We start from the raw sequence: 20,146 nt of genomic DNA, 5'->3' as shown, positions 1-20,146 counted from the left end.
GTCATACTGGTCCACGTAGTAGACGAGTGTTCGGGCAACCTGATACCAGGGCCGGGCAAAGCGGCCGCTCGGCGGCGTGCTGGGATAGTCCCACGATCCCGAGGTCGACTCGGCATAGATGGACGCCAGCGCGTCGAGGAGCAATGCTGCCCGGACCGCGTATTTCTCTTCGCCCGTGATCGCATACGCCTGCGTCAGGCTCGGCAGCGCGTGCAGCGTCCATTGCTCCGTCACCCACGCATTGAACTGGCCCGCGAAGTAATGAATGCGTCCGTCGGGCGCTTGGTAGCCGTCGCCCGTATCGGGATGTTCGGCGTCCGGCAACACATGACCCTTGTCGCACTTCACGTGCCCGGGGTTTTCCCACGTGCAGTTGGCCTTGGCCCAGGTGCCGGTCTTCCCATCGCAGATGGGGCAGCCCGTGAAACCATAGGCGTAGCACGCGCCGGGTTTGGGAAGGAATTGCAGCCAGTAGGCGTCCGGTTCGCGCAGCCACGAATCCGCCTCGCTCAAAATGGCGGCGCGCTCCTCTCGCGCCCACTCATATCGCTCCACGCGTTTCCTGGCCTGCTGAATATCCGCCGCCGTGATATTGACGCACGGATGATCCATGCGCCCTCGCGGCGCCAGCGCGTCACGCGGCAGGGGAGCATCCTGCGCAAGCATGACCAGCAGAACTGCAAGGGAAGTGTGCATGATGACGTCCCTTCGTGTTGTTGCAAGTCCGGACCTAAGATGGACCTCAGCCGCCCTGCGAATCAAGCATGTCTTGGCCGAGGGACGCGTTCCGATGGGAGGGTCCTGGGCAGCCCTCAGGGATTCAACCGGACTGCGGCAACCAGCGCGGATGGTCCGCGCCGCGGTCGTGCAGGCCTCTGGTCAGCATGCGCGGGTTGCGGCCATCGATGTCCGCTATCCAAATGGCGGGGACACCGGCGGTTTCGGCGCGGCAGAAGAGGAATTGGCGGCCGTCGGGCGATTCACTCTGGCGAAAATCCCAAACCGGCGGGTCGGCATGCGTGAGACGCTTGCTCGACCCGTCGCGCGGGTCGATCCGGTGAATCTCCGCGCCCCCGTGCGCCAACTCCGGTTTGAAGTCGCGGTTGAAGTGGTCGGTGTCGGGCCGAAGGGCCTGAAATTCCCACGCGACTTTGGAATCCGGAAGCCTGCGCGACACAAGGATTGCGCCGTCGTGGGTCCAGACGGGAACGTTCGAGCCGCCGCCGCGATTATCGGGCGGGCCATACGTGGCCGCGAACCATAGGGCTTGTCCCGTGGTCAGCAATTGTTGCTCTGAGCCATCGGGGCGACTGAGGCAGAGGTCCGACCAGTCGTGGCCGGGGTCCTGATGGAACAGGCAGTCCTGAAAAGCCAGCCAGGCGCCGTCGGGAGACCATTGGGGGCAGAAATAAAGGTGGTCGGGATGACCCGCCACCAAGATGCGGTTGCCGCCATTCACATCGCTCGTCCAGATTTGGTAACCCGACGGGCTGGCGAGGTGGTAGGCCACGCGCGTGCCGTCAGGGCTCAGGCTGAGGCCGTAGGGCATGCCTTCGCCGGGGCCCGTGAACGCGCGTGCGTCCGTGCCGTCGAGATTCATGTTGAAAGTCTGCGGAACCTTGTCGCGGATGACCTGCACGAGCATGCGCCCGTCCTTAAGGAGGAGTTGCGGCGTGTAGAAGACGGCGAGCCGCTCGTGTGTGGCGGCCTCTTCGAGCGCGCCGCTGTCCAGGTCGTAAATCCAGATATGCGTCGGCGTCTGGTGGTAATATTCGTCAAACGGCTTGCCCGGCCCGTCGCGCCGGGGTTCCATGCTCAGCAAGAGCACGCGGCCATCATCGAAGAACCCGGCAGGCTGCCAGGTGGCCTGGTTGGGCACGTCGAGTTCGAGACAACGCAAACCGCTGCCGTCGGCATTCAGGAGCACCGTTTTCCCTTCCGACACAAAGAAGAAGCGCGCCGGGCGCGTGGGGCTGCCTTGTTCCGCCGCGGCCGTCGCGCGGCCTGCCGCGCCAGCGCACATGGGCGCCAGCGCCAAGGCCTTCAAAAACTCCCGCCTGCGCATTTCCCGTGTATCCTCCATGCTCGCCGTCGAAGACGGCGCGAGGCATAGTAGCCGTTTTGGCGGGGGCAAAACATGCTCGCGCTCTTGGCGCACAATACTCTATGCTTGCGAACATCGAAACGAGGAGTGTGGGTCATGTATACGGGGTTGTCGTTTGTGGTGCTGGCCGCGGTCCTCGCGGCGCCAGAATTGCAGTTACAGGCGGCGCCGGGCTGCGTTGTCATGCTAGACCACGGCCAGCCCGTGCTTGCGGCGGACGCGCCGGGGACGGCCCTGTGCGTGGTGCAGCCGCAGGGACGCACGAACGTTTCGTATGCCGAAGTCACACCCGCCGGGACGGGCGTCGAACTGCGCGGCGGCATTGCGCCGGGACTGGTCCTGACCGAGTCGTGGCGGCTGCTGAATCCGGGGCTGTACGAGCGGGTCGCGACCGTAACGGCTAACGCCGATGGCCGGTATTACCTCGAAATGGCGTGGCGCGCGCCGGAAAACGGCACATATCACACCTTCCTCGGTGACGAGACGGAATCCAAGACCTACAGCCCGAGTTGTACGGGCCCGGGCTTTGGCGACAACGCCTGGCAGACATTTCCGATGATTGGATGCCGCGTAGAAGACACGTTCTACGGCGTTCTGGGCGATTCGCCCGGATTGTGGGAGAACCGGAGTTTCCTGGGCTGCGACCCGCAACAACGACGAATCTTCCTGGCAACCGGCGACGGCTCGCCGGAGCGGATGGTCATGATTCCGCGGGAAGTGGACGCGACGAGCGTGTACCGGGCCCAGTTTGACGGCTGGCAGCATATCGAAGCGGGGGAAACGCAGTCGTTCACAACGTGGGTGTTTGCCTCGCCGGTGCAGGGCCAATACGGCATCCAACTGAGCGCACATCTGGCCTTGGCAAACGCAAAGGGGTTTAACCGGTCGGCGCTGGAAGCGATTCTGCGCAATACGTCGTACCTGCTGCTGCGCCGCAACTTGCTGCGGCCCGAAAGCGACTACATTTTCATTTCAGGCGTGGGCTACGGCTGGAAACAGTGGGTCAGCGACGGGTTCTGGATGAGCCGCGGGCTGGAGGACCTGAAATTTGACGCGGAGTCGAACGGGGCGGTGTTCTATGAGCGCGTGAATTACGAAGACAACGCGCAGTACTACCTCATCTGGTCGCACATAGTAAAGCAGGCGGGCGGCGACCCGGACCCGCGCACCGTCAGCCGGGCTTACCGCTTTATCCGCGAGCACGAGGTTGACGGACTGTATATTCCTCCAAGGCTGACGCCCGAGAAAGCGTGCATGAAAACATATCACGACCAGCTCCCCTACGACGACGACGACGCGCCCTCTTCGAACCAGGGTTTTCATTGCGGCGCCTTGATGGCGGCGCGCGAACTTGGGTTTGACGTGACCGACGCGGATATTGACGCGGCCATTGCGGGCTACTGTCGCATGTTCAACGAGTCCGGCGGCTATTTCGCCACGAGCTTGAAACAACAGGAACACGTCGGTCAGGACAGCCTTTACGGGGAGGTGCTCTCGTATGCGGTGTTCGGGCGGAAACTGCTGCCGGATGAACTCGTGCAGCGGCATCTGGAAACCACGATGCGCATTCAATCCCCCTACGGCATGCGCGTGATCTCGAAGGCCGACGGCGACCTGCTCGACGGCCATAGCGGCGTGTACGTCTATGGCGGGTCGTGGTTCCTGAACGATGCCGCAAACTACCTCGACGGGCTCATACACGGCATGCCGCCGGAATGGGTCGATGACAGACTGTTCTGGCGGCTCGAGAAGGAACTGGCCTACATGCCGGCGTTTCACGAATCGATCAGTACCGTGACCGGCAGACCCCACGGGCATCATCTGTATTCGTGGAATTCCGGGTTCTGGTGGCTGCGCCGGGAAATCCGCGCCCGGCTGGGCATGACCGGCCCGGACCCGCTCGAAGCGCGGTTGGATGCGGCCCTTGGTGTATCGCGGCAGGATGGACAACTTGTGTTTGACCCTGCCGCGACTCAGGCGCCATTTGCCGGCCGCGTTGACTGATGCACGGCGCGAACGGATAATGAAGGACTTCAACGTGAGAAAGGGGAACGTCATGCACAAGCCGAAGGATATCTCGCGTAGAACGATGCTTACGGCAAGCGCCGCCGCGATTGCAGCCCCCGCGATACTCACCGGCGCGGCAGCAGAGCCAGACCCCGTGCGCCTGGGCCATATCGGCGCGGGTACGCGCGGCTGGGATCTCATCAAATATACAGGTTCCATCCATAGCGCCCAAGTCGTGGCCGTGTGCGACGTCTACACGCCGCATCTGGAGCGCGGGTGGGAAGCGGCGAGGAATCCGGACGCGAAACGGTACCACGACTATCGCGACCTGCTCGCGGACCCGGCGGTCGAGGCCGTCGTTATCGCCACGCCGGACCACTGGCACGAGCAGATGGTGCTCGACGCCGTGGATGCGGGCAAAGCCGTCTATTGCGAAAAGGCGTGGACCACGTCCGTGGCGGCGGCGAAACGCATGCGCGCCGCGATCAAGGAGAAGGGGACGGTATTCCAACTGGGCCATCAAGGCAGACAGTACCCGTCCACCGCGGAGGCCGGCGGGCGCATCCGGGACGGCGCGCTGGGCCCGGTTACGCTGATTCACACGGGCCGGTATTTCAATGGCACGAAAGAGCGCGCGCCTTGGCGATGGTATGGGTACTACAACGTATATGACCGCCCCGACCCGGCGCAGGTGGTCAAGAACCTGGACTGGGCGGCCTGGCTCGGTCCCGCGCCGCACATTGAATTCGACGAGCAGCATTTCTGGCACTGGCGCTGTTACTGGCCCTACGGCACCGGGCAGGCGGGCGATCTGCTATCCCACGAACTCGATCACGTGCAGAGCGTCCTCGGTTGGGGTACCCCCGACACGTGCATGTGCGCGGGGCTGAACGCATTTTATCAGGACGGACGCGAAACGCCCGACACCTGGCTCGCGAACTACACCTTCGAGAAGCAGAACTGCTCCGTTGTGTTCGAGGGCTGCATGAATTCCGCGCGCGAACAACCGCCGGAATACATCGGGAAGAACGGCCGGCTCATCTTCAACGCCATCGGTCAGGATGCCAACACGTTTCTGATCTACCCGGACCAGGCGGCCTTCCCGCATATGGCGCGGGAACTAAAGCCCGCGTATGCATACGATGCGTCCAAAGCGCCCAAATGGCCCACGCACATGGAGGACTTCCTGCAGTGCGTGCGCACGGGCGAACGCCCAAAATGTAACGAGGACGAGGCGTTCGTCGAAGTGGTCACCGTCCTTATGAGCGTCGCCTCGTACCACCAGAAACGCCAGGTACGCTGGGACGGCGTGGCCGAGGAGATCGTCTGACCCCAAGCGTGACTTGCGGAAATGTGACGTTTACGTGAGGCGCGCCGGCAATTAGTGTCCCTCATGCCGTGTTGGAGCCTCTGGAATCTGTCGCGGGGGTCAGGTCATTAGAGGGAGGAGAATCATGAGTGTGCGGGTGTTATTGTTCGTCACGGCGATGACAAGCCTCTCCGGTATCGCGAACGCCGTCTCTGCCGCCACGTCCATCGTTGCCACACACGATTCCTCGGAACATGCGAAGGCCATAGCGCAGTTCGTGTGCGACGGCTCGGGAGATCAGGAAGAGATCAACGCGGCGGTGCGGACCCTGCCGCCCGCAGGGGGCATGGTGCTGCTGATGGAGGGCACTTACGATATCCGGAGGGTGGAGGGGACACTGGGCGGAGTCATTATCGATCGCAGCGATGTCACGCTGGCAGGCATGGGCGCCGCCACGCGCCTTGTGTTGGGGCCCGGGCAGAATACGAACGTCGTCCGCATCATTGGCGAGGGTGTCGGGGGTATCATCATCCGCGACCTTCACGTGGACGCCAACCGGGATCAGAACACGGAAGGAACGGGTAACCCGGATGTTTCGCATGACCGTTTTGAGTTCTGCGGGATTAAGGCCTTCTACGGCGTGCCCGGGCAGTCAGGCGGCGCGCCTGCCCACGATATCACGATTGAAAACACGACCGTGCGGGACGCGCACAGGCTCGGCATCATGCTCGAAGGACCGAATATGAAGGTTCTAAGCAACGTGCTGGGTAACGCCGGCTCCGATGCCGTTGAAATACTGACCGGGCCAGGCGAAATCCGAGGCAATTACGTCGAGATCACCGGTCAGACCCACGTTGCCATTGGGAGCGACCGAGCCGACTCAATCCTCATGACAGACAACATCGTGCGGGTTAAAGAGGGCGGGCAACTGGACATCGCCTTTCGGTCCTGGGCGGGTTCGCAGCGGCACGTCATCGCCAATAACGTGGTCACGGTGGAACCCGGCGGCTCGTGCGCGCAGTGCATCGATGCGCGCGGCTCGCGCACCGTGGTCATGGGTAACTGTCTTCAATCCGCCATTCTCGAGCCGCGCATGCGTCTGACCATTGGTGCGGGCGACGCGGTGGTGTCTGGAAACGTTTTGGAAAACGTGATCGTTGAAGTCAATGATGTCTCGGGAGACAACCGGCCGATCGTACTGGGCCCAAATGTGTTTAACAACACGGCGGTGGACGTGAAAGCGGGCCGTTTGGAGCGTGGCGATGTTCCGGCTATCCCCTGAAGCCGTGACCAACAGCCACGGCCACATCATCGTCAAACCTCATTCTCCCGCAGGTTCAATAATCAGAGCCGCATAAACGTCCAACATTTCGATATGCGCGCGGATTGTATTTCCGTCGATTGTCGTGGCTGCCTCCGCGTGACGGCACGTCACACGCGCGGACGGGCAGGGGGCTTCCAGGGTGATACGGATGTTATGCAAAGGCGGAATCTCGTGAATGCGCGGCATATCGTGGGCAAGCGGGGTGCGATTGGCCAGATGGATGATCGTGCGTTCGGGCGCGCGTTGTTGCCAGATGGTGACTTCAAGACATCTCGGCGCGTCAACGGTTAGCTGCCGCCGCGGCAGCACGCGGTCAAGGTACCGCGCCATGCGGTCGCGCGCATGGACGAGGTTGTGATTGGCGTAGTAACGCCCAATTCCAAACGCGACATAGAGGACCTCTCCCGCGTCCACGCTCCGTGCGACCGCGACTGGCCACTTGGCCGGCTGCGTGGGGCAGGGGTCCAGGTATCCCGCAACAGACCCGGCGGGGTCGGTCGCGATATACCGCGTCAGCACGACGGCAGACCCGGCTATCTGCTGGAAGACGCCTGAAGCAGGTTCGGGCTCGAGGGGGCCATCCATGGCGAAGGGGCCCTCCGTGCTTCCCTTGCATGTGATGCCAAGAAGTTCGCCAAGCGCGAAATCGGGACGCGGATACCCGCGCTCGTCGCCCAGGGACGTAGCGCCGGTCGCGAGAACGTGCCCGCCAGCGCGCGCGTACGCGGCAACGACGGAACAGAAGGCGTCGCTCAGGAACGCGTTATCCGGCAGAATGACCAAGTCATAACGACTCAGGTCTTCGGCAGTCTCGACATTCTCCGCGACGACGACCTCGAAGGGGATGTGCTCCTCGATGAGCACGCGCGACCAGCCGTCCAGTTCTTGCGACCAGTCCATGCGTCCCGCGCGGTAATACTTGCGCGTAGCCCATGAGAAGACGAGCGCAACCTTCGCACAAGGCACGGCGCCCGGGTGAAGATCCGCGTCTTCCGCAAAAGATTCCAGTCCCTTCCGAACCGTTTCGAGCAGGCGCTGCGAAGTGGTGGTGTCCGGATACGCGCCGACGCAGCAAGGGCCGAGCACGGTGCAGCCGTTGGCCTTCGCGCTTGCGGCGCTGACCTGCCATGCGGTAAACGGCACGGACAGGTGCGCATGGTTCGGCGATGTCGACGTGAGCAGTTCGCACGAAGGTTTGCCGATGGCTCGGTGCCAGCGCATAGTCAGATCTGACGCATGCAGGTCATAGAAGATTTCGGAAACGTACAGGTCGAGATGGGGGAGCCATCGCTCATCGAAACCATAGATGGGCGACAGCCAGAGCGGATTCTGGCCGTTGTGCGCCGTAAAGACGCCGTGCTCGCGCATAGCGGCGCTCAATTCCTCGATGAGCGAAGAACTGCAATCGCTGCGCCAGTCAATGAATGCGCGCCAGTGCGCGTTGATCGTGTCGATGGTGATATCTGTTGTGCCACAAATTTCCTCCAGCGCCGGCCGGCAATAACCGCACACACACACGCCGGGATTGAAGAACATGTCGAGATGGAACCCGTCGGGGTGATATCGCTCGATGATTTCGCGGGCCACGGCGACCACCTGCGCGCGACGAGGCGAATTGATGCACGCGAACCGCCATGAACCGCCGGGCACCTGCTGTACGCGCCAGTCCGGATTGTCCGGCCTGGCCCAGGAAGCGAGAGAAAACTCTTTTTCGGGCTTGCCGCCCAGGGGAACCATGTACCACTCAGGATGCCGCGATTCGAGCCAGTTGATATAGGCGATGACCTTCTGGCCCTGCGCCTGCAGCCGCGACGATACGTCGCCGAAATAGTCCCGGCCTTGCAGATTGGGGTGCATAGGCCAAATCTTGCTGGGGTAGTAAGCGATGCTGAACTGATTGGCCGCGTAGACCGCTACGATGTCCGCGCCGACGGTTTTCAATTCGGCGGCAATGCGGTCGGGGTCGTATTGGGCGAACGCCGCTTCGTGATCGTTCAGCGCGTACTGGTCGTACCAGTAGATGCGCTGCCGCCGGTTCATCCACGCGCGGGGCGCTGCCGCCGCGTCCGTGGTCGCTGTCTGCTGGGCGTGCGTGCCCTGTGCGGAGAGTCCCATGGCGCTCAATGCTCCTATCTGAAGCAGTTCTCTGCGCGTTACGAACACATGCATATCCTCAGCCGAGCGTCCGAGAAGTCAAGATACACTGTGAACCGGAGACCTGGTCTCAGTATCCCCTGGCCGACCGCTGCGTGTCTTGCCGAAATCCGGTTCTTGTTTGAAGGGATCCTGCGCATGCCGGTCTAAACACCGCGCCCATACAGGAACGCTTCCTCGACCATGGCGAAATAATTCCGTATGGGCACGTAGTTGCAGACCGTATTGCCGGAACCGAGCGCGAAGCGCCCGCCCGGCAGGCACGCATCGATAATCCGGCGCACATGCGCGCGCAATTCCGTTTCCGTGAGGCGGGCGAGCTTGTCCACATCCACGCCGCCGAGAATAGCCACGCGCCCGCCGTAGCGCTGCTTGAAATCGATGACGGAGTTGCCTTCATCCTCGTACGAGTGCCGCCCATCGATTCTTACGTCTGCGACGAGGTCGTCCGCGATGTCCGTGAGGTTGCCGCAGGAGTGAAGCAGGTAGAGCAGTCCATGTTGGTGCGCCAGCGCCGCGAGTTTTTTGTGCCAAGGCAGGACGTGCAGTTTCAGGTGCTCCGGCGACAGAAGCGTGCCGGTCTTGAATCCCATGTCGTCGCCCTGGAAGAAGCCATAAAGGTTTGGCAGTCCGAGCAGGCGTTCGTAGACGGCGAGGATGATTTCTCCGACGCGTTGAAACACCGCCTGAACCAGGTCGGGCTGTTCATACAGGAGATAGCACAGATTCTGATAGCCGAGGAGCGTATCGAGCGGTATTTCGAGAAATCCGCTCGTGGGGCAAACAAAGAGGCCCATGCCCTCGGGCAGGTTCTGCGCGGCGTATTCGTAGAACCACAGCTCCGCCCGCGCCGCGTCGGGCCAGGGATATTCTTCAAAGTCCTGCCAGGAGGCAATGGGCCCCCGGGTTTCGTTGACCCAGTGACGGTCGCCGCGGGACAGGCCCGCGGTGTCTGCCGTATCGAGATAGTAACCGGGGAAATCGATGCCGCCCGACACACGGATGTAGTCGTAGCCCATGCGGTAATAGACTTGCGTGCGATGACGGATATAGGCCTGCATGGCCTCGCGCTCGGCTGAGGGTTCGACCCAATTCAGGCCGAGATGGGCGCGCGCGATCTCGCGTTCGACCTCGTGATCAAGAAATAACTCGGCCAGCGGCGGGCGCTCTGGCTGAACCTCCCCGCGAATTACGCGCACGAAGTTCTGGATATCCGGTTCTGGCTTTTCGAGGGGGACTATCATGGTCCTGTTCTCCCGTCATTCATACAAAGGGGCCCGGAAACCGCTCAAGGGCTTGACACGCGCTCGTGGCACAATGATGATGGTTATGCGCGCGGAACGCAACAGCGAAACACAAGCGCGCCGCAGGGAGGCCCTATGAGCGGATTGCAGGTAGTTCTTGGATTCGACATGGAAACGGATATCGGCAGTTGGACGCCGTACTATGAGGGGCTGCAGCACGGCACGCCGGTCATCCTCGACATTCTGGACCGGAACGCCGTGCCCGCGACATTCTTTTTCACCGGCGACAGCCTGAGGAAGCATCCCGAGGTTGCTGAGCCGGTCAAGGCGCGGGGTCATGAGATTGGCGCGCACACGCTTTTTCACGAGACCATCGGCGAATCGCTTTACGAGATTCCCGGCATGCTGCCCATCCTGCCCGAGGAAGTCCCCAACCGCCTGCGCCTGTGCACGGAATTGGTCGAGAAGGTCACGGGCGTCCGCCCGGTCTCGTTCCGGTGTCCGCGCCTTTTTGGGTCGAGCGCGGTCGTGAATGCGCTGGATGCGTTGGGCTACGTGGCCGACGCGACATATCCCATGTTCTTTTTCCGGGAGCGGCTGACGCCGTATCACCCCAGCCGGGAGGACTGGACGCAGCCGGGGAACCTGCGGATCGTCGAACTGCCGAATTTTGCCGATCTCTCGATGATATCGAGGGACCCTTATGGCCGCGACATGGACCAGTGGCCGCTTTGCCGTATCGAGGGGGCAGAAGCGATGTTGCGGCACGTGGACGGGTTCATCGGCTACGCGCAGTCCCGCGGCGCCACGCCCTTTCTATGCTTCTACTTCCACCCGTGGGAGTTTCACCCGATGCCGCAAGGGGAAATCCGGTACGGGGAAGGGTCCGTGACGCCGGATCCGTTCATCACGCGAAACTGTGGGCCTTATGCGGCAGAGCAACTGGACCTGCTCATCCGCAGACTGCGCGAACGCGGCGCGGAATTCCTGCGGGCCGGAGAATCGGCAAAGCGATGGTAGCTCGGCGCGTCGATACGCGAGGCCGCCGCCCATGATCGTCCGTCGCGCCTGCCAGCCGCAACATCGCATGTATGCCGCGGCGTTTCTGCTGGATTTTTCCGTGGCGGTCGGCATATTGGCGATGCCGTTTTTCATTGTGGAGCGACTGAATGGGGGCGCCGCGCTGTCGGGCACGGTGGGGGCGGTTCAGATGGCCCTATACGCCGTCTGTTGCCTCGCATCGGCGGGTCTTGTGTCCCGTGCGCGCAACAGCCTGCGGTGGGCCGTGGCCGGCGTCGGCATTTTCGGTCTGCTCTTCATCCTGGTTCCGTGGACTTCTTCGCCGGGTCCGTGCCTCGTGGCTGCGTCCGTTCCGTTCCTGGGGCTCGCGCTCGCGTGGCCGGCAATGCAGGCCTGGCTGGGACAGGCCCCCGACCCGGACACACGCGCCCGTCATCTCGCCGGGTTCAATACTGCAACGGCCTTTGGTTTCACGATCAGCCCCTTACTGACCGGGCCGCTCTATGATGCCAACTTCCGTTTGCCCTTTCTTCTGCTGGCCGTGTTGTGTGCCGTTGTTATTGGCTTTCTTTTCTCACTCACGCCGGGAACCAACCGGGTGCGACACGCGTCTCAGGAGGAACCGGCCGCTGAGGAACGGGGCGTTGTTCCTGTGACCAGAGGCCTGCTGTACGCGTCGTGGGCAGCCACATTCACGGCCAACGGGCTCGTTGCCGCGGTGCGTTCGGTATATCCCGTCCACGTCGAAGCGCTGGCCGCGGACCGCTCGCTCGTGCTCTGGCCGGGTTTTCGCCCGGCGCTGCTCGACGCCGTCGGGCCGGCCACCACGTACTCCTGGCTCGCGTTTCTGCTTTCCCTTTGCACGGTTTTGTGCTTTGCGGCAATGGGGAGGACCCGCGCATGGCAAGGCCGGTTTTCGGTGCTGGCCTTGGGCCAAATTGCCGCGGCGGTCTCGTGCATTGTCCTCGGCCACGCGCAGAATCTCGTTATTATGGCGGCGTGCTTCGCTGTCATAGGGCACGCATATGGCCTCTGTTTTTTCGCCAGCCTCTATTACAGTCTCACGGACATGCGCGAGCGGCACCGCCGCGCCGCCATCAATGAGGGGCTGCTGGGCGCCGGCGGGTTCACGGGAAGTATCGGGTTCGGCTGCGCTGCGGCGTGTCTCGGCGTAACCGCCGCCTTTCAGGGGGCGCCCGCGGTGGCGGCGGCGGCGATTGTGGTGCAGATTCTCCTGTTACGCAGCGCGCGTCAGAGTTGAGGAGCGGCCGCAAGCGCCTACTGGCCGTCTACTCGGAATCCGGGTTCTCCCGTTCTTCTTCCGCATTTCCCATGCGGAGTCGAGCGAGCATGTGGCGGATATCGGCCACGCCTCGAAACGCCACAAAGAGCGTAACGGTGGAATACCACAGGAGACTCGCCAGCATAATCAGCGTCCAAAACCAGTGAATCGGGGTCATGTCTCCCACTCCTTGCCGCATTTGCTGCCTGGTTTCAGCAGGGAACCTATAATCATGGCCAGTCCTGAGCCAAGAAAGGCGGCGATGCCAGACCAGTTCGGCCCGATTGTCGCGGCGAGGGCACTTGTGGCGGGCACCAGTTCCATCACCAGGTATGCCAACGGTATGGCGGCCCCGGCGGCGATGGCTGCGGCGGCCCCCCAATTGTTCGCTCGTTTCCAATAACAGCACGACACGAGCAGGGTTGTCATGCTTGCGAAGCCGATAGTGGCGGTGACGGTCAGGTAGGTCCACACGCTGCCCCTGAGGGGGTACCACAGGCCGTAAAAGAGGAAAAACACGCCGAGCGCAGCCACGATGAGCCTGTTCCAGCGGATGCCTTGCCTTTCCGTCATGCGCCTGCGCCGACGCAGCGGCGCGAGCAGGTCGTTGTAAATGACGCTCCCGTACGCGAGCAGGTAAGAAGAATCGGTGGACATGTCAGCGGCGAGCATGGCCGCGACGAGGATGCCCATAACGCCGACCGGCAGGATACCGCCGAGGTACAGAGGCATCGCCAACTGGGTCTTTTCACCGATCAGGCCGGGGGCGAGCGCGGCGAGCGCGGCAATGCCCCAGATACCGGGGATGACGAACCGGCATACAAAGAAGAAGCTCGTCCGCGTGAAAACCTTACGGCCCGTTTCCACATCTTTCGCGGACAGCACGCGTTGGATGACCGGCTGATGCGTCAATACGCACGCCGTGACCACGAAACTGTTGAAGATTACGTAAGGCCAGCCCATGTCCGGGTGAAGGAACGGGTTGAACCCGCCCGCGCCGTGATGCGCCTCCACGGCGCCCAACAGGTTTCCCCAGCCGACGCTGCAAATGATCATCACGGTCACGAGCAGCAGCCCCGCGCTCATGACCACGAACTGGAGGAAGTCCGTGACGAGAACGGACAGCATGCCGCCAAGTATCGTGTAGATCGCGACCGCCACGAGCAACAGCGACATCATAATCTCGAGTGTGTGGCCGCCGGGAGTGATGCCGGCAACGGATATGAGGAACTCGCCGCCCATCCGCAAGTAGATGCCCATGTTCAGCAGGCCGGAGAGGATGATGACGAGACCGCTCATCCAGCGGATGTTCGATCCGAAACGGTGTTCGAACATTTCGGGAAGCGTCATGACACCCGCCCGCCGCATGGGCTCGATGCAGAACCCCGTCCGGCCAATGATGAAGTAGGCCAATCCGAACAGAATCCCGGGTGTCGCGCCCGCGAACCCCTTGTCGAAACCGTTCTGGGCTGTGTACATGCAGGTCACAATGCCGAATTCGGTTGCGGCCAGCGAGGCGATGCCCAGATACACGTTCATCTCACGGCCCGCGACCAGGAACGTCTCGACGCGGCCCACGTATTTGCGCACCGCAATCCCCGCAACCATAGTCGCCAGGAGATAGACGCCAACGATACTGCCGTCGATCCAGGAGAAGTTGCTCATCGCTATGACTCCATGCCAGCCGCGTTCCTTACTGGCGAAGCGGTTCCCCGTACATCATCACCGTTACCCTCGCGCGGGCGGTGGCGCCAGCCTGCGTATCGGCGTGTAGCGCGAGCACGTTCTCCCCGGCTGCCAGTACCGGGACCGCGCCAGTTATTGCGACGTCTTGCAGGCAGTTGCCGCGCGCATCATAGACCTTGCAGTCATCCGGCGCTGACAATTCCAGGTAACTTCCGGTTTCCAGTTCAATTGGAAAGCACACGTTCGCCGCGCCGAGCGTGACCGTGGGGTTCTTCAGCTTCGACTTCTGTAACGTAAGCGCCCTGATGGGGCCCAGTCGTACTTGCACGGCCTTGCCCATGGGAATGTTGTTCACGCCCACGGTCAGCGCGGCGATTTGCGCGTAATCGACCCAGACATGGTACATCGGGTAGGCAAACCCGGTGACTTGGCCGGAATTGCTCAACAAATCAGTCTTGCGCCGGGTGTGCGCCCACTCATACTGGGACAGCGCTTCCGATTCGGGCTCGACCAGCGCGAAGTATCGCGTGCCCGTGAAATCGACAGGGATGTAATGGTCGGCGAGGCCCCCGCCGAGGTGCTGCGGCGAACGCACCTGGATGTTGAGCACTTCGCCTTGTCCGTCGCCTTCGACCCAAAGACCCAGCCCGCTGTCCTTGAGGCTGACAGGCGCCGCGAATTCCTTCGTGAACGCGGCCCACGCGCGACCGGGCTCGACATGGGTGTTTTCCGCGGCCAGGACTGCTCCCAAGCCGTTGCCCGCCTCCCGCGACGCAGGGTCCAACGATGCGGTCACGCCCTGCTGCGTTGCAGCAGGCCCAAACTCGCCCGCACTATTCCAGTCGGCCAAGACCCGATTTCCGGGCAGGTCATACGCGTCAGGCTGAAACAGCGTCTCGATCCGCAGCCGCAACGGTTGCGCTCCGTAAGGATTGCGCACGACAGCTTGCCCCGAATTATTCTCCAACGAAATGGTATTGGCCGAATATGCCGCGGGACGGAATTGCGTTTGTCCCCCCTCCGTCGTTTCAAGGATGAATTCCGCGCCAGGTTGCGCCAGCTTTGCCCTTAAAGCCTCCGATACCGTACCGGCTTGGCGCAGGTCCTCGTAGCGGCGCGTGATCGCCGCGAGACGTTGTGTGTGTGCCCGCGTGAGACTACCGGGCGTAAAGCCGACGAGGAAAGACAAGCTGCTGCCGGTGGCTAGGGCCTTCGCGCAGAGGTATTCCACATCATCGGGCATCGTGCGGTCGGGCTGTACGCCTGCCCAGTCGAAACAGCCCCACCAGCCCAGATGCGTGGGCAGGAACGCGGCCTGCCACTGCGCGTTGTGCGCCACGTGGCAGTCGATAAAGTCCTTCACGCCGCGGGCGGGGCAATCCCAGGCTTGCATTCGAGACCGCACGCACCATAGGTGGTGCGAGAACGTGCTCATCTCCATAACAGCCGGTCTCTCGAGGCGGCGGACCAGTTCGTAAGCGTATTTTGCCGCGTAGTGCCAGGCGTATTGTGGGCTGTCGAGGATGTCCGCGCCGTCGAGCGCATCGATATAGAGCATGTCGAACCCGCACGCGTTAAACAGGCCGGCATTGCGCTGGGCGACTTCCTCGAAAAGGGTGGACTCCGCCTCGGGCACAAACAGGCCGAAGCATTCCCTCAAGTGGAACGCTTTTGCGCCACGGCCGTGCGCGGCGGGCCGGGTGCCGTGCGCCCCGCGGACGCAACCTGTAAACGCGTACGGCGGTTGTTTGGCGGCGCCGGCGTATGTGATGAGTTCCGTGCCGATACGGAGCGTTACGCTGTTGCGCACCTGGAAGCCGGTGACAGCAGACATCGCCGCCGTGCTCTCCTCGACAATAATTGCAGTGTCGTCTTCCGCAAGGTCCTCAGCAAGCGTGAGGACGGCGTCGCTTGCGAGACGGACGTCAGGAATGGGCGTGACCCATGGCGTGTCTTTGGCGATGAAGAAGGCGAAGGTATGCAGCCCCGCTGCAAGTCCGGCTTCATGAATTCTGTCCACCACGGTTTTCAGCCCTGCCTGCCCGCGCGGATAAACCGCTCGATTGACCTCGAAATCGCCGAAGCGGAACGACTCGCCACCGTGCAAATCGATTTGCGTCGCGCCCGTAACGCGCGCGGCTTCAATCCAGCGGCACACATTCTCTTCCGTGACGTGTTCCTGGGCCGCGATCAGGTAGGAACCCTGGTTGATCGGGGCGTCAAGCGCCCACGGGCCACACCACGGCGCATGGGGGAGGCCGGGAGACGCCGCCACGGCGTCCTTGAGCGCCTCGCGCAGCTCTTGCGCAGGTCCTGCAACGATCACGCCGTGTGCGCCGGTGAAACCGAAGCGCTTGCAGGCCGCGAAGCCGGTCAAACTGGGGTTCCGGCCGGGGATCTGTCCGCAATTGGTCATCAGGTTACGTGCGAGTGGGCTGACGGCGAACGTCTCGGAAGCATGGCCCATGAGCGTCAGTGAAATACGGCCGAAAACGAACTCTTCCGCATCCTCGCACGCAAACGAAACAACTTCAAAAGCTGCGCAGCGGCGTTCCGCCGTTACACGCAAGACCGCCTCTGCATCGGTGTCCGCGAAGCGAAGGGTCAGGTATTCGCCGTCATAAGCCGCGGCAGTTGCGGGAAAGGTGGCCGAGGCCGTGCGGATCTCGGCGAAAGGCACAATCGCGCTGTGGTCGCAATAATCGGTTCCGGTTCGCTTGTCCAGGAATCGGACGGCACAAGCCCGGGAGTCGATGCCGATTACGAACGAGTCGGTTTCGACCAGGGCCGGGTCTTGCGCCGCGGAAACCAGCGGAATGAAGTGCATGGCGAACAACAGGCTCACGGAGACGAGGGGGATTTTCATGAGCGTTTCCTTACTGGCTCTGCAAAGGCGACCGCGATTCTGCATCGCAGGTCTCGCCCTCCTTATTGACACGGCGATGGGACCGGCGGTCTGTTGTGATTATGATGGCCGTGATGATCATCTTTGTCTTGTTGAGAACAGGCATGCTATTGTAAAAATCCGAGTGTCAGTGTTGCGATAGGCGAAATCTTGGCATAAATTGCCTTTGCTGGGGGCAATGTGCAGCATGATGCTACCGGGCACTGTCAGAATATATCCGAGATGAAGCCGGGAGAGAAAGCGAATGTCCCTGGCATACGTTTCTTCGGACGCGGTCCTTGAGCCACTGTACACGTCGACACTTGATAAGGTAGGGGTTTCGGCGGAGCGGCCGGTGCGCGTAGGGTCGTGGATGGCCGGGGAGGGCAGTTTCCGGAAGCTGGGGCCGTCCGATGCCGATTATCCCGGCTGGCATTACGGTTGTCCGGTGTATGTGCCCGACCTGCAGGACCACCGCCCGCATTCGCATGACCATTTTGAGGTGTCGATCATTCGCTGCGGCAAAGCACTGCATCGGACGTGTTACGGCGCGGATGAACTGGGGCCGGGCATGGTAATCGTGCTGGCGCCGGGAATGACGCACGCGATTTACGGAATTGGGGGGTTGCATCAGACAAATCTGTACTACTTGACGGAATGGCTCGCGGACGACCTGATGGCGCACTGGCGAGAGACGGGGCTGGTGCCCTTGTTCTTGGCGGCTGCGCTGTTCCGGCAGCCGAAAGACGGGCCGGTGGCGAAGTTCCAGCTTGGGAAGGACGAGCTGACGGCGCTGGATCACGAACTCGCGGACCTCACGCGTGAATGCGAATTGCGCACGCCGTCGCTGACCTATCTGCGGTCGAGCCTGCTCAAGGCATTGGTTCTGTTGAGCCGTTGCTATACGCGGCAGAGCCCGGTTGAGGTGGGGCTGGGCTTCCGGGGAAAGATAGTGGCGGCGCTGGAGCACATCGAGGAGGCTATCTTGCGCTGCGAGCCGTTCCACGTGGGGCAATTGGCGGAGCAACTAGGCGTGTGCCCGGACCACCTGGGCGTAATATTCCGGAAGGCGACAGGGTGGAGCCCTATGACATATTATCAGCGGCGCCGGGTCCAGCATGCGTGTAATCAGCTGCTTGACCTGAACCGGTCGATTACCGAGGTCGCCCATGCGCTCGGGTTCTGCGACTCCGCCCATTTCACCAACATGTTCAAGAAGCATCAGGGCATTACGCCCATTGCATATCGCCGGCGCTATGCCTCTGGGCCGTGGCCGGGTCACCCCTGATTGTCCTGCGCGGCGGGGGAGAGGTTCCTCCGTGATTCAGCCGCCTCCGTTTGCACGATGTCGCGGGGCATATTGCGGACCATGCACCAACCGCAGGCGACGAAGAGGGTGAGCATCGCCGCGCCCGCGGCGTATCGTCCAATACACAGATAACCCGCGCCGAAGAGGCCGAAGTAGACACAGGCGGTCCCGGCGAGCCAGCCCGCCCACAGGCGCAGCGCGGACGGGGGGCGAATTCCGGGATGATTTCGCGCCACGGGCCCCCACCAGCCGCCGGGCTGGACGCGGCGGTAGAAGGCGTCGAGCCGGGCGAACGACACGGGAGGGGTCAGATACATAATCGCGACCCATAATAGCGTACATACGGCGGTGATGAAGACAATGCGGATGGCGTAGGTGTCGGACGCATAAAACCAGTCGATGCTTTCCATCGTGCCCGGCGAAAGGAGGCCGAGCACGGCAAGAAGCTTGCAGCACACGTTGCCGTTGGCCACGAAGACGGAACTGACCATTGCGCCTATCTCCGCCCATGCATTGACGCGCCACCAGTACCAGCGCAGCAGCCCGACAAACGCGCCTCCCGCACCGATGGTCATCAGGTAGATCCACACCTTGGCGATGCTTTCGGATTGCCAGGCAGCCAACGCGCCGAACAGCATCAAGAGCACGATGACGAGGCGGGATACGTTCACATAGTGGCGTTGTGACGCGTTGCGTACGATGAATCGCTTGTAGAGGTCGCTGGTGATGTACGATGCCCCCCAATTCAGCTGCGTGCTCAGCGTGCTCATGAACGCGGCGAAGAGCGACGCCACCATGAGACCCCGCATGCCGTTTGACATGAGCGCCGCAATCATCCGCGGATAGGCCAATTCGTAGTCTTCTCCTGCCTGCAACGGGAAATAGACCAGGGAGGCGAGCCCGACGACGATCCAGGGCCAGGGTCGCAGCATATAGTGGGCGATATTGAACCACAGGAAGGCCTTCGCCGCGTGACGCTCGTCTCTGGCCGAAAAGAGCCGCTGCGCCAGATAGCCCCCGCCCTGGCCGTTGGCCCACCACAACAGCGACACCTGCACGATGAAAGTGACGATCGCAAGGTCTGTGGCCGTGCGGAAATCGGGCACGAAATGGAGGACTTTCGGGTCGACGCCGGGCGCGGCCAGCACTTGCCCGACCATGGCGCGAGGGCCGCCCATCTGAAACAGGACTATGCACATCAGCGCGACAGAGCCAAACATGGCCATCGCAAACTGGAAGAAATCCGTGACCACCACGCCCCAATATCCCGAGAGCGTTGTGTACAGGAGTGTCAGGACGACGAGGATGGCCACGGAAGAGACCTTGTCCCAACCCATCATGACGTTGAGAATCTTGCTCATGGCCAGCGTAACCCAGCCCATGACGATACAGTTGACAAGCAGGCCGTAGTAGACGGCGCCAAACGCGCGGAGCGCTGCCGCGGACCTGCCTTCGTAGCGCAGTTCCACGAACTCGACATCGGTGAGCAAACCCGCGCGACGCCAGAGCCCAGCGAAAAAGTAGACGGTGAGCATCCCGCCCATGAGGACGCTCCACCATAGCCAATTCTCGTAGATACCGCCCTTGCGCACCAGTCCGGAAACAACGAGGGGAGTGTCGGCGGCGAAGGTGGTGGCCACCATCGACGTGCCCACGAGCCACCAAGGCAGGCTTCCCTCCGCCGTGAAGAATTCGCTCAGGCTGCGGCTGGCCCGTTTCGTGAAATAGAGCCCTACGGCGAGCGAGAGGAGGAGCGACGCCGCAATGATGGTCCAATCGATGAGACTAAGCTGCATGCCCGGCGACCTTCGTGTTTAACGGCT

The 20,146-nt window shown here is 62.2% G+C and carries 14 protein-coding genes; 6 read left to right on the top strand and 8 right to left on the bottom strand.

All coding sequences use genetic code 11. From position 1 onward, the window contains the following. Both KA184_06690 and KA184_06685 read right to left on the bottom strand, forming a co-directional pair. A partial coding sequence (locus tag KA184_06690) for a hypothetical protein (protein MBP8129254.1) occupies window positions 1–696 on the bottom strand: 696 nt, incomplete at its 3' end. Between the two features lie 124 nt (window positions 697–820). Continuing rightward, on the bottom strand, window positions 821–2,065 hold the full coding sequence (locus tag KA184_06685; protein ID MBP8129253.1) for a PD40 domain-containing protein: 1,245 nt from the start codon (window positions 2,063–2,065) through the stop codon (window positions 821–823). A gap of 135 nt (window positions 2,066–2,200) precedes the next feature. On the opposite strand from KA184_06685, the gene KA184_06680 reads away from it, so the two are divergent. The 3 genes from KA184_06680 (at window position 2,201) to KA184_06670 (ending at window position 6,702) form a co-directional block, all read left to right on the top strand. Next, complete coding sequence (locus tag KA184_06680; GenBank protein ID MBP8129252.1) at window positions 2,201–4,108, top strand: hypothetical protein; 1,908 nt, start codon at window positions 2,201–2,203, stop codon at window positions 4,106–4,108. 52 nt (window positions 4,109–4,160) lie between these two features. Further along, window positions 4,161–5,441 (top strand): Gfo/Idh/MocA family oxidoreductase, encoded by a 1,281-nt coding sequence (locus tag KA184_06675; GenBank protein MBP8129251.1) that lies wholly within the window; start codon window positions 4,161–4,163, stop codon window positions 5,439–5,441. A 124-nt stretch (window positions 5,442–5,565) separates the two neighbouring features. Continuing rightward, a complete protein-coding gene (locus tag KA184_06670; GenBank protein MBP8129250.1) occupies window positions 5,566–6,702 on the top strand; it encodes a hypothetical protein in 1,137 nt (378 codons plus the stop codon). 39 nt (window positions 6,703–6,741) lie between these two features. Here KA184_06670 and KA184_06665 read toward each other — a convergent pair whose 3' ends face one another. Further along, window positions 6,742–8,859 carry a beta-galactosidase trimerization domain-containing protein gene (locus tag KA184_06665; GenBank protein ID MBP8129249.1) on the bottom strand — a complete coding sequence of 706 codons (2,118 nt, stop codon included), beginning with the start codon at window positions 8,857–8,859 and terminating at the stop codon, window positions 6,742–6,744. Window positions 8,860–9,044: 185 nt separating this feature from the next. Continuing rightward, window positions 9,045–10,142, bottom strand: coding sequence for a hypothetical protein (locus tag KA184_06660; GenBank protein MBP8129248.1), 1,098 nt, complete (start codon window positions 10,140–10,142; stop codon window positions 9,045–9,047). A 135-nt stretch (window positions 10,143–10,277) separates the two neighbouring features. Here KA184_06660 and KA184_06655 point away from each other — a divergent pair, with 135 nt between their 5' ends. Together KA184_06655 and KA184_06650 are read left to right on the top strand one after the other, a co-directional pair. Then, a complete protein-coding gene (locus KA184_06655; GenBank protein ID MBP8129247.1) occupies window positions 10,278–11,162 on the top strand; it encodes a polysaccharide deacetylase family protein in 885 nt (294 codons plus the stop codon). 31 nt (window positions 11,163–11,193) lie between these two features. Further along, window positions 11,194–12,423 carry an MFS transporter gene (locus KA184_06650; GenBank protein ID MBP8129246.1) on the top strand — a complete coding sequence of 410 codons (1,230 nt, stop codon included), beginning with the start codon at window positions 11,194–11,196 and terminating at the stop codon, window positions 12,421–12,423. A 28-nt stretch (window positions 12,424–12,451) separates the two neighbouring features. Here KA184_06650 and KA184_06645 read toward each other — a convergent pair whose 3' ends face one another. Genes KA184_06645 through KA184_06635 form a run of 3 tightly spaced genes read right to left on the bottom strand, consistent with a single transcriptional unit; the run spans window position 12,452 to window position 16,996 of the window. After that, entirely contained in the window at window positions 12,452–12,622 is a 171-nt protein-coding gene (locus KA184_06645) for a hypothetical protein (protein MBP8129245.1), read from the bottom strand. Then, window positions 12,619–14,109, bottom strand: a complete 1,491-nt coding sequence (locus KA184_06640; protein MBP8129244.1) for a sodium:solute symporter family protein — start codon at window positions 14,107–14,109, stop codon at window positions 12,619–12,621. The genes KA184_06645 and KA184_06640 overlap by 4 nt, the downstream gene beginning before the upstream one ends. 28 nt (window positions 14,110–14,137) lie before the next feature. Next, complete coding sequence (locus KA184_06635) at window positions 14,138–16,996, bottom strand: hypothetical protein (protein MBP8129243.1); 2,859 nt, start codon at window positions 16,994–16,996, stop codon at window positions 14,138–14,140. A 283-nt stretch (window positions 16,997–17,279) separates the two neighbouring features. Here KA184_06635 and KA184_06630 point away from each other — a divergent pair, with 283 nt between their 5' ends. Then, on the top strand, window positions 17,280–18,302 hold the full coding sequence (locus tag KA184_06630; protein MBP8129242.1) for a helix-turn-helix domain-containing protein: 1,023 nt from the start codon (window positions 17,280–17,282) through the stop codon (window positions 18,300–18,302). On the opposite strand, the gene KA184_06625 is transcribed toward KA184_06630, so the two are convergent. Next, on the bottom strand, window positions 18,293–20,119 hold the full coding sequence (locus KA184_06625; protein ID MBP8129241.1) for a Na+:solute symporter: 1,827 nt from the start codon (window positions 20,117–20,119) through the stop codon (window positions 18,293–18,295). The two genes, KA184_06630 and KA184_06625, sit on opposite strands and share 10 nt — an antisense overlap. Window positions 20,120–20,146: the final 27 nt, after the last annotated feature.

The organism is Candidatus Hydrogenedentota bacterium (assembly GCA_018005585.1).
Classification (GTDB): Bacteria; Hydrogenedentota; Hydrogenedentia; order Hydrogenedentales; family JAGMZX01; genus JAGMZX01.
Note: the sequence above shows the minus strand (reverse complement) of the source record. Positions and strands in the feature narration are given on the sequence as shown.